We start from the raw sequence: 13,069 nt of genomic DNA, 5'->3' as shown, positions 1-13,069 counted from the left end.
AGTTATGCGCCAGAGGATGGGCTGTTCGGATCACCCGCTCACAATAGAGAGCCAGCTCCTTCCGTCCGGGAAAGGCATCCACCGGCACCGGCGGATGCCAGATCACTTCGACCCGGCCCTGACGCGGCACCGACAGCACCCGGAGAAGATGCGTCGCGAAATCCATATCGCCCCACCAGCCATAGAAACGCGGATCCTCGCCTGCAGGCGCATGCCAGACCACGGTCACCGGCTGGATCTGCAGCACGCGGTCGAGCCCATGGGTATAGAACGCCTGGAACAAAGTTGATTTGAACGGCAGCACGGTCAGGCTGTCGGTCGAGGTGCCCTCGGGGAAGAACAAAAGCTGATGGCCAGCGCGCAGACGGGTCTCGAAGACCTCCTGCTGACGTTTCGCCTCGGTCCCCTTGCGTGAGATAAAAACCGTGCCGGTGGCTTTCGCGAGCAGGCCGATACCGGGCCAGGAGGAAACCTCGGCTTTCGAGACAAAATAGATGCTCTGCCCGGCATTCAGGGGAAAGATGTCCAGCCAGCCGGCGTGATTGGCGACGACCGCGCCCTTATGGGACATCGGCGCGCCGCGCGTCGAATAGCCGATCCCCATGATGCGCAACGCGATACGGCAGACAAAGCGGGTGACCCAGGGCGTCACCGGGCGATTCTGACCGCAAAGCGGCCATTCGATCAGGCGGATCAGCGAATGGACCATCAGGCCCAGCATAAGGAAGACGACCAGCACGGTCCCGCGCCCGGCTACAAGCAACCAGCCCACCGGCCCGATCCGGCGCGGAGGTGGCGGCGCATCGTCCGGCGAGAAAGCGGTATCGGAGGGTTCAGGCGGGCGGTCTGCGGTCTGGCTCAAGTCGTTCCCTGTTTGCGCGTATAGAAATCCCGATGGCGGGCCGACATTTTCCCGGTATCCATCAGAAGGCAAACATCGGTTGTATTGAAGGGGCGGTCAATAAAGGCGCCGTCGCCCACGAAGCCGCCCAGCCGCAGATAGGCTTTGATCAGCGCCGGCATCTGCGCCATGGCCGAGGCGCGGTCGAGATCCTCATTCGCGATCAGATCCATGGCGGCACGCCCCGGCTCCAGCGCGCGGACGCGCAGCTCGGGCGGTGCCAGATGGTGATGCCAGAGCCAGGACAGCGGCTTTGCCAGCGCCGCCACATCGGTGCCATGGAACGAGGCCGGGCCGAACATCACCTCGATGCCGCGCTCCAGCACATATTCCGCAAGGCCGTTCCACAGCAGGAACATCGCAGCCCCGCCACGGTGGTCGGGATGAACACAGGTTCGGCCGAGTTCCAGCAGGCGCCGCCCCGTCGCGCGCAAGGGCGCCAGGTCATATTCATCTTCGGAATAGAACCGCCCGCCCTCGGGCAAACGATCACAGGGCAGAAGCCGGTAGGCCCCGACCACATGGTCGCCCGTCTCGGGCGGGATGCGTTTGTCGATCAGCACGAGATGGTCGAAGATCGCGTCAAAGGCATCGGTCTCGATCCGGCGTTCATGATCGATCATGCCGCCGCTCGCGCCCAGTTCTTGGACGAAGACCAGATATCGCAAACGCTGGGCTGCGAAAATATCGACCACTTCCGTCGCGAGGCGGAGCGTATAGTTGGGTTCTTCGGCAAGCATATCGTCAGGAGGCGACTTTTTATGAGGGACGTCTCTGGCGCTGGTGGCACGGGGTCTCCCCTGCGCCACACTGTTCCGGCTCTCTTCCTGACTTAATCATGTAACAGTCTTGTTGCAATCCAAAGCTCTGTGATCAGAGTTCGGCCCCGAGGGCGCGAATTTGGCCTGAATGGCCGGTCTGGCGCGATCCCGTCGCCACGGCGTGCGCTGCCCGTTGCGGTCGCAATGCCGTTAATCCTTGATAATTCTGGAAAAACACTCCACGCTTCTCAGATACCGAATTCGGGACGCAGATCCACATTCCTGCTGTCGATCACCTGCTTTCCAGCGTGTTCAAAGTTAACCGTTACCCGTCCTGCAATATTTGACTGAACCTGCCCCAGCCCCCAATCGGGACGCGACGGGCAGCTCACGAACATACCAGGTTCCAGGAGAGAATTCATTTAGCAATTTCCCGAGGTTATCAGATGCAAGACAAGACCGATCTCGCAGCGCTTATCGGATCACGGATCTGTCATGACCTTATCAGCCCAATCGGAGCGATCGGCAACGGGGTCGAGCTGATGATGATGGATCGCAGCGCCGCTTCGCCTGAACTAGCGCTGATTGCCGAAAGCGTGGAAAGTGCGAATGCCCGGATCCGGTTCTTCCGGGTGGCGTTCGGCCTCGCCGGCACTGATCAGCGCATTGCACGCAGCGAAGTCACCGGCATCCTTTCGGCCATGTCGCGCGGCGGCCGGCTGAAACTGGACTGGTCGAGCGGGACCGAACTTGACCGGCGCGATGTCAAACTGGCCTTCCTGCTGCTGCAATGTCTGGAAAGCGCCCTGCCCTATGGCGGCACCATCCGCGCCGCCCAGAGCAGCGCCGCGCAGAAGGAGGGCGCTCACCCCTCTGGCGGCTGGCAGATCATCGCGGAAGCGGCGCGGATGCGGGCAGAGCCGCGTTTTTGGGATATGTTCAGCCCTGCCTTCGCCGGGCTGCCTTCCAGAGACTGCGAAGGCACACCGATTGCCGCCTCGCATGTCCAATTCGCACTCGCCTTTACAGAGATCCGGGAGCGCGGCCTGAGCCTTGCCTGCGACATCACCGAAGGCGCGATCCGGCTGGGCTGGTAGTCTCGCGGATCTCAACCCCGGCCATGGCCCGGCCAGGGGCGTGATCAGGCCGCGATAAAGCTGCGGACGAAATCGCTCGCGGGCCTTGCGCGGATATCGGCGGGCTTGCCGATCTGCTCGATCCGTCCGCCGGTCTGCGAACCGGACATGACCACCACCAGATCGGCCAGTTCCATCGCCTCTTCCTGGTCATGGGTTACGAAGACCGTGGTCAGACCGGTCTCGTCATGGATGTCGCGCAGCCCCTGGCGCAATTCCTTGCGCACTTTCGCATCCAGCGCTCCAAAGGGCTCGTCCAGCAAGAGCATCCTCGGCTCGATCGCCAGCGCCCGCGCAAGGGCCACACGCTGCCGCTGGCCGCCAGAGAGCTGGCTCGGATAGCGCGCGCCGATCTCGGGAAGCTGGATCAGCTCCAGCAGTTTCGTCACCCGCCGGGTGATTTCTGCCTTTGGCGGACGGACCGCACGCGGACGCGCCCTGAGCCCGTAAGCGATGTTCTCGAACACCGTCATATGGCGAAACAGCGCGTAAGACTGGAACACAAAGCCCGCACGGCGTTGCTGCACTGTCAAGCCGGTCGCATCCTGGCCATCAAACAGCACCCGCCCCGAGGTCGGAAATTCCAGCCCGCCAAGGATCCGCAAAAGCGTGGTCTTGCCCGATCCCGACGGGCCCAGCAGTGCCACCAGCGCGCCCGAGGGGATCGAGAGAGAAACCGGCGTCAGCGCGGCGGTGGTGCCAAAGGCTTTCGAGATTTCGTCGATTTCGATTTTCAAGGGCGGCTCCTGTGGCTGCTGGTGGTGGGGCTTTGCCCCACACCCGGGAGTATTCAGTTCAAGGCAAAGTTAATGGCCGCGCCGGTTGGCGGAGAGCTCCCCGGCGTGGCGGTTTTCGAGCCAGGTCTTGAGGAGAAGTGTGAGCAGCGCGAGGAAGGCAAGCAGCCCCGCCATCGCAAAGGCGGTGGCCCCCTGGTACTCATTATAGAACATCTCGATCTTGAGCGGCATGGTCGTTGCAGATTCGCGCCGGCCTGAAACCACAGCCACCGCTCCGAATTCGCCCATCGCGCGGGCATTGCTGAGCAGCACACCGTAAAGCAGCGCCCAGCGGATATTCGGCAAGGTGACAGTCAGAAAGGTCCGCCAGCCCGAGGCACCGAGCGTCAGCGCCGCCTCTTCCTCGGCGCGCCCCTGTTCGATCATCACCGGGATCAGTTCGCGCGCGACGAAGGGGAAGGTGACGAAGACCGTGGCCAGCACGATCCCCGGCAGGGCGAAAACGATGGGGAAACCATGTGCCACAAGCCAGGCACCGATGGCGGTATTGGCGCCGAACAGCAGCACGATGCACAGACCCGCGACAACCGGCGAGACCGAGAAGGGCAGATCAATCAAAGTGATAAGGAAGGCCTTGCCGCGAAAGTCAAATTTGGTGATGAACCAGGCGGCAGCGATGCCGAAAGCGGCGTTCAGCGGCACCGCGATGGCCGCAACCGTCAGCGTCAGTTTGATCGCCGGCAGCGCCTCGCGGCTGAATAGGCTTTTCCAGGCCGCCTCCCAGCCTTTTGAAAGTGCTTCAACAAAGATCGCGATCAGCGGCGCGAAAACCAGCACCGCCAGCGCCAGCGTCACGAAACCGATCAGCAGCCAGCGGGCCAGCGGCGCCTCTTCGGTCGGGGCGCGGAAACTACGGGCGGGGGTTGCGTGGCTCAGATCAGACATAGCCAATTCTCCGGCGGCTCCAGACCTGGATCAGGTTGATCACGAGGAGCATTGCGAAAGAGATCACCAGCATCGCAATGCCGATGGCGGCGGCACCATCATAGCTGAATTCCTCAAGCTGAATGACGATGAGGAGCGGCGCGATCTCGGTCACGAGCGGCTTGTTGCCCGCAATGAAGATGACCGAGCCATATTCGCCCACCGCCCGCGCCAGCGAGAGCGCAAACCCGGTGAGCGCCGCGGGCAGGAGCATCGGCCAGACCACACGGCGCAAAGTATGCACGCGCGAGGCGCCCAGCGTTGCCGAGGCCTCTTCGACCTCGCGGTCGATCTCATGGATCACCGGCTGCACGGTGCGGGCCACGAAAGGCAGGCCCACGAAAACCAGCGCGATGAAGATCCCCATCGTCGAATAGGCGATGCGCGGCGGCACCTGCAGCGACCAGGGTTCAAACCCGAGGCCGGTCACCAGCACATTCAGCGCAGCCTCGGGCCAGGCGAGGCCCGCATTCAGCGCAGGCGCAATGGTATGGGTCCAGCTTGCGCCGAAGAAGCCGTTGGGCGCGTAAAGCGCAGTCAGCGCGATCCCGGCCACGGCAGTCGGCAGCGCGAAGGGCAGATCGACGGCCGCATCAAGGATCCGGTGCCCCGGAAACCGATAACGTGTCAGCACCCAGGCAAGGATCACCCCGAAGATCAGGTTGAACACCGCCGCGTAGAAGGACAGGCGGAAGGAAAGATAGAGCGCCTTCCAGACCCGCTCGCGGTTGACGGTGGCCCAGATCCCTTCAGCGCCATAGCTGACGCCCTGCAAAAGCAGGGCGCCGATGGGCAGGAGAACCACAATCGAGAGCATCGTGAAGGTGATCCCCATCGACAGGCCGAGGCCCGGCATCGGAGATCTGTGGACGACAGGCCTGCCCATCCCGGATCCTTACTTTGCGACGTAGATCTGGTCGAAGGTGCCGCCATCCCCGAAATGCTCGGGTTGGGCTTTTTCCCAGCCGCCGAAATCGGCGATGGTCACCAGATCAAGTTTCGGAAAACGGGCCACATCTTCGGGATTGGCGGCCGATGTGTCCCAGGCCCGGTAGAAGTTCTTGAACGCAATCGCCTGGCCTTCGGGGCTGTAGAGATAGTTCAGATAGGCCTCGGCCAGTTTGCGCTGTTCGTCGCTCTTGATATTGCCTTCGACCAGGGCAACCGGCGGTTCGGTCAGGATCGAGACGCTCGGCACGACGATGTCGAAACTGTCTTCGCCGATCTCCTGCAGCGCGAGATAGGCCTCGTTTTCCCAGGCGAGCAGCACATCGCCGATCTCACGCTGAACGAAGGTGGTGGTCGAACCGCGCGCCCCGGTATCGAGCACCGGCACATGTTCGAACAGGGCTTTCACGAAGTCCTTCGGATCCTTGCCGTTCTTTTCGGCCCAGGCCCAGGCCGCCAGATAGTTCCAGCGCGCCCCGCCCGAGGTTTTCGGGTTCGGCGTGATCACCTCGACGCCGTCTTTCAGCAGATCGCCCCAGTCGTTCAGCCCCTTGGGGTTCCCTTCACGCACAAGGAACACAATGGTCGAAGTATAGGGCGAGGAGTTATGCGGCAGTTTGGTCTGCCAGTCTTTCGGAAGCTTGCCGGTCTCGGCCACCCGGTCGATATCGCCGCCAAGCGCAAGGGTGAGCACCTGGGCCTCAAGCCCCTCGACCACGGCACGGGCCTGCGCGCCGGAGCCGCCATGCGAGACCTCGATCTCCGGCGCTTCATTGCCTTCGGCGACCCAGTATTTCGCGAAAGCCTCGTTGAACTCGCGGTAAAGCTCGCGGGTCGGGTCATATGAGACGTTCAGCAGCGATTCCGCCTGGACCGGAGCGGCGAGCGCGCCGGATACCACGAGGGCAATCCCGGCCACGGCGCCACGGATCAGCCGCGAAACCGGCCAGCCCTCAAGACTGCGAAAGCCGGAGAGGATCGTCGAACGGGTCTCGCGCGGGGTGTCGATGCGGGGCGTCTGGATGGTCATTTCTGTCTCCTGCAAGCTGGTTTTGTCGCGCTGCCCGTCCCGGCTGCGCGGCAGCTGCAGGAAGGGCACGAGGCCGAAAAGTGTCTGATGGGTCATGGTTGCGCGCTCCTTACGGTTCGATCGGGTCGATGCGGGCTTCCCAGACCGATCGGTCACGGCCAGAAAGCAGTTCGGCCACCGCCTCGGACGGGCGCCGGGTGAAGATCACCAGCGGCGTGCCATTGACGCGATGCGTCATCCCGGTGCGGCGGTCGATCAGGCGAACGACACAGGTGCCGGACATGCCCTGACCCTGGGCCGGGCGGCCGATGGGGGTATAAGCGTTGCCCGTTGCGGGCGTTCCGAAAGCGAATGCTGCGGTCATCCTGCACTCTCCTGCACTTGTCCTGTCCGGCACCATGCCAGCCAATACACATAATAACGACAGGATTACTCGTTATTTGCAAAGGAATGTTTCGGGTGAAATGCCCCATCCAGAGAGAAGAAAATTCTACGTCTCGGGCAAATCGCAGCCAGAAACCATCGTTTCTGCCGGGAGCGGTTTCACAGAGGGATCAGGTCAGGGGGAATCGAGGGCCGCAGACCGGCCTTTTCTCCGGCCGGTGACGATAACGGGCCAGGATCAGGGCGCCACAACCGGATGCGCTCTGTCGCTATAAGATGCAGACCACCTGCTTCTGATGCTGCCCTGTCCGAAACAGGCCGCGACCGGCCTTCCGACCGCCAGGCCGCTGGTTCAGCCGCCCAGAACCTGCTCGGCCACCTTGTCCGAGCGCAGCATGTCGGCAAGCGTCAGCGATTCGATGATCACCAGATAGGACCAGAAGACCTCGGCAAAGATTTTGCGGATGCGGCAGCTCGCCTCATCGGTGCAATCCTCGCACCGCTGATAGGCACGGCGCGACAGGCAGGGCAGCGGCGCAATGGGCCCGTCGATCAGCCGCAACAGCTCTGAGATCGAGACCTCGGCCGGTTTCTTGATCAGCGAATAGCCCCCCGAGCGCCCGCGTGTCGACGCAATCACCCCGGCATTCCTGACCTCAAGCAGAATATGTTCGAGGAATCGTTTCGGCGTGCCCGAGCGGCGCGCGATCTCTTCGATGGTCAGCGCCACGGGCTCCGCTTTGCCGGCTTCGTCACCAAGAACGAGAAGGGCCTTGAGGGCATATTTCATCTTCTGGGTGATCATACGGGTAAGCCTATGGAGACAGTCAGTGCGAATCAATCTGGCAAAGCGAGGTTTTCCCCGTTCCACGGGTTCATCTGGAATGATTGCCCGCGAAAAACAAGGGATTCCGGGCCAGTTTCCCTGGATGGAATTAAAGACGATTTAACCAGTAGACAAAAGTGTATTTATGCGACCAGAATGAGAACGAACCCACTGCCGGATGCAGGAGCAACAGATGGACAATCTCGATCTGATCGACCGTAAGATCGTGGCCGAACTGATGCGCGACGCGACACTGCCCGTGGCGCAGATCGCGGACCGGGTCGGCTTGTCGCAGACGCCCTGCTGGAAACGCATCCAGAAACTCGAGGCCAATGGCGTGCTGACCGGGCGCGTGGCGCTGGCCAATCCGGCGCGGCTGGGCTTTGGACTGACGGTCTTCATCGGCATTGAGGCGCCCGATCATTCGGCGACCTGGCGCGATACGTTCGCGCGGGCCGTCGGTCAGTTCCCCGAGGTGATGGAAGTCTACCGCATGGCCGGCGAGATGGATTACCTCTTGCGGGTGTCGGTCGCGGATATGGAAAGCTTTGACCAGCTTTACAAACGGCTGACAGATGCGGTGCCGATCAAGAACCTGACCTCGCATTTCGCGATGGAGCGGATGAAGTTCACGACCGCCTATCCGGTGGACACCCGCAACCGCTGAGCACACGGGGGCCATCAGGCAGGGCCGCCCTCTGGCGAAGGCGCGGGGGCGCTGCCCCCGTGTCCTGCGGAGTATTGAGTTCATGGGAAGAACGGGCCGACACGAGCCCGTATCTCTTTACCCTTTGTCTTATTGTGCCAGTTTCATTGTGACCACCGGCCAGAGAGACAGGACCAGCAGCACCGCCATCGTCCAGTTGAAGGCGCGCAGGCGGGAAGACCGTGAGAGCCAGCGCTGCAACCCCTGCCCCGCGGCGGCCCAGGTCGATGTGGACGGGATCGAGACCAGCGCGAAGGCAATGGCGGCCAGGGCGAGCGACCTCGCATCGGGATGCGGGACATAGGCGGCAACCCCGCCCAGAGCCATCGCCCAGGCCTTCGGGTTCACCCATTGAAACGCCGCCGCCTGAATCAGCGTCATCGGTTTCGCACCGGTGCCGCGCTCGCCGGGCGCCGAAGACATGGCAATCTTCCAGGCAAGCCAGAGCATATAGGCAACCGATACCGCTTTCAGCACGTTCAGCGCGGGCGGCCAGACCTGGAACAGGCCCGCAACGCCCAGCCCGGTCAGGAGCACGAGACTCACCACACCGAGACAGATCCCCAGCATATGCGGGATGGTGCGGCGAAAGCCGAAATTCACCCCCGAGGCGATCAGCATCATATTGTTCGGCCCCGGGGTGAAGGTCGTGGCCATGGCAAAGCCCAGAAGGGCGAGGAAAGCGTCATATGTCATGGCGCAAACATTGCCCGGATCTGCCGCAATCTGATTGCAAATATGCGCGCTGAACGGCAATATTTGCAACTTATGACGGATATAGATCAGATCGACGAAAAGATATTGCGCGCCCTGACGGCGGACGGGCGGCTGACCAATCTGGCGCTGGCGGCGAAGATCGGGCTCTCACCCTCGGCCACGTTGCGCCGGGTGCAGGATCTGGAGCGGATCGGCGTCATCCGGGCTATCGGGCGGTGCTCGACCCGGAAAAGCTCGGGATCGGGTTCATCGCCTATATCACTGTCGGGCTGAACACCCATACCAAGGCCTCGCAGGAGGCGTTTGAACGCGCGGTGATCCTCGCACCACAGGTGCGGGAATGCCATAATGTCACCGGCGCGGTGGAATATCTCTTGCGGGTCGAGACGCGGGACCTTGCCAGTTACAAGCACTGGCATACCGAGATCCTTGGCACATTACCCCAGGTGCGCTCGGTCACCTCTTATGTGGTGATGGGCAGCCCCAAGGATGATCGCGCCTGAGGGCGGGAACTGCGCCACTGATGATAAGGCACTCCCCCAGCGTGCCGCATGTCATATTTGCATGATCCTCATGAGAAATGAGGCTGATCATGGCCGCAACCAGACATTGCCGCGCCGGTTGGCTTTGCCTAACCTCGCGCCGGAATGGAGACATGGGAGGACCATATGACCGAAAATACCGAGCCGAAGCCGCATGGTTTCGACACGCTGGCAGTTCATGCCGGCGCCACCCCCGACCCCGCAACCGGCGCCATCAACCCGCCGATCTATCAGACCACGGCCTATCAGTTCAAAGATGCAGACCATGCGGCGCGGCTCTTTGGCCTGGAAGAGATCGGCTATATCTATTCACGTCTGACAAATCCGACCGTCTCGGCGCTGGTCGCCCGGGTAGCCGCCCTTGAAGGCGCTGTGGGCGGGATTGCCTGTTCCTCGGGCCACGCGGCGCAGATCATGGCGCTGTTCCCGCTGATGGGGCCTGGCAAGAATATCGTCGCCTCGACAAGGCTTTATGGTGGCACCATCACCCAGTTCAGCCAGACCATCAAACGCTTTGGCTGGTCGGCGAAATTCGTCGATACCGATGATCTGGGCGCGGTGGCGAAGGCCGTCGACAAGAACACCCGCGCGATCTTTGCCGAGACCATCGCCAATCCCGGCGGCTATATCACCGACATCCCGGCGCTCGCGAAAATCGCTGACCGCAAGGGGATCCCGCTGATCATCGACAACACCACGGCGACGCCCTATCTGTGCAACCCGATTGCGCTTGGCGCCACGCTGGTTGTGCATTCGGCGACGAAATATCTGACCGGTAATGGCACTGTCACCGGCGGCATCGTCCTCGATTCGGGCAAGTTCAACTGGTCGGAAAGCGATAAGTTTCCCTCGCTCTCGCAGCCCGAGCCCGCCTATCATGGCCTCGTGTTCCACCCGACTTTGGGCGGCATGGCCTATACCTTCCACTCCATCGCAGTCGGGCTCAGGGATCTGGGCATGACGATGAACCCGCAGGGCGCGCATTACACGCTGATGGGGATCGAGACGCTGGGTCTGCGGATGGAGCGTCATGTCGCCAATGCGAAGAAGGTCGCGGAATGGCTGGAGGCCGACCCCCGTGTCGAATTCGTCACCTGGGCCGGGCTGAAATCTTCGCCCTCGTATAAGAAGGTGAAGAAGATCACGCCGAAAGGCGCCGGGGCGCTGTTCACCTTCGCGCTGAAGGATGGCTACGACGCCTGTGTCAGCCTGATCAACAACCTGAAACTGTTCCGCCATGTGGCGAATCTCGGTGATACGCGGTCGCTGGTCATCCATTCCGCCTCGACCACCCATCGCCAGCTGACCGAAGAACAGCAGGTCAAGGCGGGGGCTGCGCCGAATGTGGTGCGGGTCTCGATCGGGATCGAGAATGCCGATGACATCATCGCCGATCTCGACCAGGCGATCACCGCCGCCACCGGCAAGAGCCGCTGACGTAAAGCCCTGCGGCGGGTTATCCCCGCCGCAGGATATTTGACAGGATCAGCCGCCGATTTCCCAGGTGATGGTGACGGTCGCCTGATAGCTGACATCGCCTTTTTGCACCGGGACCGAGGCGGCATCCGCCTTGAACATCGGCGCCGGGCCACCGCTATAGCCGCCGCCATCGGTCAGCGAGACCAGGTCACCCAGCTTGACCCCTGCCGCTTCTGCCAGGAGTTCGGCCCGCGCGCGCGCATCGGCCACGGCGAGCTTGCGCGCCTCGTCCAGCGCCGGGCGCGGGTCGACCAGGGCGAAGGTGACGCCGTTAAGGGTATTCGCCCCATCGGTCACAACCTGATCAAGGGTCGCGCCCAGCTTATCCAGATCGCGGATGCCCACCGTCAGGTAGTTCATCGCGGTAAAGCCGTCGATCTTCTGTGTACCCGAAGACGAATAGGAATTCGACCAGTTCGGATTGACCGAAAGACCCGAGGTCTGCATGTCACCCTCGGCCACGCCCAGCTCTTTCAGGCGCGCAATCACCTTCTCCATTTCGGCCGAGTTCAGCTTCAGCGCCGAACCCGCATTTTCCCCGACCGAGGTGACCCCGACCGAAATCGTCGCCATATCAGGTGCCTTCGAAACCGAGGCCTCACCATTGACGGTGATGACCGCCTTACCATCGGCCAGCACCGGCGAGGCCGCGATCAGCGCCGCGCCAAAGGCCGCGGCCGAAAGGGAGGTTTTGAACAAAGACCGCATACGCATGGAAGACTCCTTATCACTGCGACTGCTTACAGAACATTAACGCATGTCGAAGACCATTCCCTGGTCTGCTCACGGGTCTTTTTCTTTTATTCGGCGAAAAGCTGCTATAGGTAGGAGTGATCCCGTCCGGGCGCGTTTCCGCGCCCAGTTGTCCTGTGCTAGGCCTGTGGAATGAAACCAGATTTTGCCCTCAATTTCACCGATACCAGCATCGCGCTTCTGCACCGGACGGCGAAGGGCTGGCTGAAGATTGGTGAAACACCCTTCGACGCATCCGATCTTGAGGATGCGCTTGATTACATGCGCAAGACCGCTCTTGGCCTCTCGCCGGGCGGTTTTACAACCAAGCTGGTGATTCCGGCCTCGCAGATCCTTTATACCGAGGTGGATATCTCTGGCGGCGATGACGCCCGCACCGCGCAGGAAATCACCAATGCGCTTGTGTCGCGGACGCCGTACCGCCCGGATGAAATCGTCTGGGACTGGTTGCGGGGCGAAGGTCGCACCGCCCGGGTCGCCGCCGTGGCGCGCGAAACCCTGGCCGAGGCGGAAGCCTTTGCAACCACACATAAATTCAGCCCTGTTGCCTTTGTTGCTATCCCGGACGAGAGCGAATTCGACGGCGAGCCCTGGTTTGGCGAGACAGCGGATGCCCGCAATTTCCTCGCAGATGGCGAGGAGATCGAGCGCGACAGTGCCGCCATTTTGCTGATCGACGAGGCCCGCGCCGCCCGCCGCCGCGCGAAAGCCGCACGCCAGGCCGAGATCGAAGCCGCAAGCCAGAGCGAATCGCACCCCGAAGCCGAAGCGGAAAGCACTGGTGCCGCAGCCGCTGAACAGGACTGGTCTGCGACCGGCGCTCCTGCGACCGCCGAAGCAGAGCTGCCACTTGCGGCGCAACCGGCGGCAGAATCACTCCCCGAAGAGCCCAAAGCCTTCCCTTCTGTGGAAGAGGCACCGGAAGTCGCCTTTGGCGGGGCTCCGGCTGCTGCGGCTGATGCGGCTGCTCCACCGGCTGCGGCTGTTTCGACTGCCGCGCGCGAGGCGCAGGCTGAATTGCCCCTGCATTCCGACAAAGGCTTTGACGAACCAGCCCCCTTTGTCCGGGCGGCCGCGCCGGCACCTGCCTCACCCCCCGTGGCTCAGGCGCCAGGCCGCGCGTCACGATCACAGAAATCACGCCGCTTGGCAGTGTAGCCGCCCC

Annotated in this window: 15 protein-coding genes and 1 pseudogene (1 of these 16 only partly in view); 5 read left to right on the top strand and 11 right to left on the bottom strand. The window is 62.3% G+C overall.

All coding sequences use genetic code 11. The annotated features are described in order from the left end of the window. The 3 genes from QNO18_RS07675 to QNO18_RS07665 form a co-directional block, all read right to left on the bottom strand. Positions 1–772, bottom strand: the 5' portion of a protein-coding gene (locus QNO18_RS07675) for a lysophospholipid acyltransferase family protein (protein WP_283178758.1). It extends 2 nt beyond the left edge of the window; only the first 772 of its 774 coding nucleotides appear in the window; it begins with the start codon at positions 770–772; only part of the stop codon is in view: it crosses the left edge, with 1 base visible at position 1. 86 nt (positions 773–858) lie between these two features. Next, complete coding sequence (locus QNO18_RS07670) at positions 859–1,641, bottom strand: GNAT family N-acyltransferase (protein ID WP_283177202.1); 783 nt, start codon at positions 1,639–1,641, stop codon at positions 859–861. Between the two features lie 269 nt (positions 1,642–1,910). Beyond that, entirely contained in the window at positions 1,911–2,084 is a 174-nt protein-coding gene (locus QNO18_RS07665; RefSeq protein WP_283177201.1) for a DUF3553 domain-containing protein, read from the bottom strand. Between the two features lie 24 nt (positions 2,085–2,108). Here QNO18_RS07665 and QNO18_RS07660 point away from each other — a divergent pair, with 24 nt between their 5' ends. Beyond that, positions 2,109–2,759: a histidine phosphotransferase family protein gene (locus QNO18_RS07660; protein ID WP_283177200.1), complete on the top strand. Its 651-nt coding sequence runs from the start codon at positions 2,109–2,111 to the stop codon at positions 2,757–2,759. A 44-nt stretch (positions 2,760–2,803) separates the two neighbouring features. On the opposite strand, the gene cysA is transcribed toward QNO18_RS07660, so the two are convergent. From cysA to QNO18_RS07630, 6 genes are all read right to left on the bottom strand, one after another. Next, complete coding sequence (gene cysA / locus QNO18_RS07655) at positions 2,804–3,535, bottom strand: sulfate ABC transporter ATP-binding protein (RefSeq protein WP_198836658.1); 732 nt, start codon at positions 3,533–3,535, stop codon at positions 2,804–2,806. A 69-nt stretch (positions 3,536–3,604) separates the two neighbouring features. After that, the gene (gene cysW, locus QNO18_RS07650; RefSeq protein ID WP_283177199.1) at positions 3,605–4,480 is read right to left on the bottom strand and encodes a sulfate ABC transporter permease subunit CysW; all 876 of its coding nucleotides are present in this window, start codon (positions 4,478–4,480) and stop codon (positions 3,605–3,607) included. Further along, positions 4,473–5,405 (bottom strand): ABC transporter permease subunit, encoded by a 933-nt coding sequence (locus tag QNO18_RS07645; protein ID WP_283177198.1) that lies wholly within the window; start codon positions 5,403–5,405, stop codon positions 4,473–4,475. The genes cysW and QNO18_RS07645 overlap by 8 nt, the downstream gene beginning before the upstream one ends. A gap of 9 nt (positions 5,406–5,414) precedes the next feature. After that, complete coding sequence (locus tag QNO18_RS07640; RefSeq protein WP_283177197.1) at positions 5,415–6,593, bottom strand: sulfate ABC transporter substrate-binding protein; 1,179 nt, start codon at positions 6,591–6,593, stop codon at positions 5,415–5,417. A 13-nt stretch (positions 6,594–6,606) separates the two neighbouring features. Further along, complete coding sequence (locus QNO18_RS07635) at positions 6,607–6,861, bottom strand: hypothetical protein (protein ID WP_092895833.1); 255 nt, start codon at positions 6,859–6,861, stop codon at positions 6,607–6,609. 372 nt (positions 6,862–7,233) lie between these two features. Beyond that, positions 7,234–7,686, bottom strand: coding sequence for an Rrf2 family transcriptional regulator (locus QNO18_RS07630; protein ID WP_283177196.1), 453 nt, complete (start codon positions 7,684–7,686; stop codon positions 7,234–7,236). A 214-nt stretch (positions 7,687–7,900) separates the two neighbouring features. Here QNO18_RS07630 and QNO18_RS07625 point away from each other — a divergent pair, with 214 nt between their 5' ends. Beyond that, positions 7,901–8,374 carry an Lrp/AsnC family transcriptional regulator gene (locus QNO18_RS07625; RefSeq protein ID WP_283177195.1) on the top strand — a complete coding sequence of 158 codons (474 nt, stop codon included), beginning with the start codon at positions 7,901–7,903 and terminating at the stop codon, positions 8,372–8,374. 129 nt (positions 8,375–8,503) lie between these two features. On the opposite strand, the gene QNO18_RS07620 is transcribed toward QNO18_RS07625, so the two are convergent. Then, a complete protein-coding gene (locus tag QNO18_RS07620; RefSeq protein WP_283177194.1) occupies positions 8,504–9,109 on the bottom strand; it encodes a LysE family translocator in 606 nt (201 codons plus the stop codon). A 72-nt stretch (positions 9,110–9,181) separates the two neighbouring features. On the opposite strand from QNO18_RS07620, the pseudogene QNO18_RS07615 reads away from it, so the two are divergent. Together QNO18_RS07615 and QNO18_RS07610 are read left to right on the top strand one after the other, a co-directional pair. Beyond that, positions 9,182–9,633: pseudogene (locus QNO18_RS07615) on the top strand (Lrp/AsnC family transcriptional regulator). A gap of 165 nt (positions 9,634–9,798) precedes the next feature. After that, a complete protein-coding gene (locus tag QNO18_RS07610; protein ID WP_283177193.1) occupies positions 9,799–11,109 on the top strand; it encodes an O-acetylhomoserine aminocarboxypropyltransferase/cysteine synthase family protein in 1,311 nt (436 codons plus the stop codon). Between the two features lie 48 nt (positions 11,110–11,157). Here QNO18_RS07610 and QNO18_RS07605 read toward each other — a convergent pair whose 3' ends face one another. After that, positions 11,158–11,865 (bottom strand): SIMPL domain-containing protein, encoded by a 708-nt coding sequence (locus QNO18_RS07605; protein ID WP_233092810.1) that lies wholly within the window; start codon positions 11,863–11,865, stop codon positions 11,158–11,160. Between the two features lie 171 nt (positions 11,866–12,036). Between QNO18_RS07605 and QNO18_RS07600 the strand changes: the two genes are divergently transcribed. Continuing rightward, a complete protein-coding gene (locus tag QNO18_RS07600; protein WP_283177192.1) occupies positions 12,037–13,062 on the top strand; it encodes a hypothetical protein in 1,026 nt (341 codons plus the stop codon). Positions 13,063–13,069: the final 7 nt, after the last annotated feature.

The organism is Gemmobacter sp. 24YEA27 (assembly GCF_030052995.1).
GTDB lineage: Bacteria > Pseudomonadota > Alphaproteobacteria > Rhodobacterales > Rhodobacteraceae > Pseudogemmobacter.
This window is presented reverse-complemented; position numbering and strand designations above follow the sequence as displayed.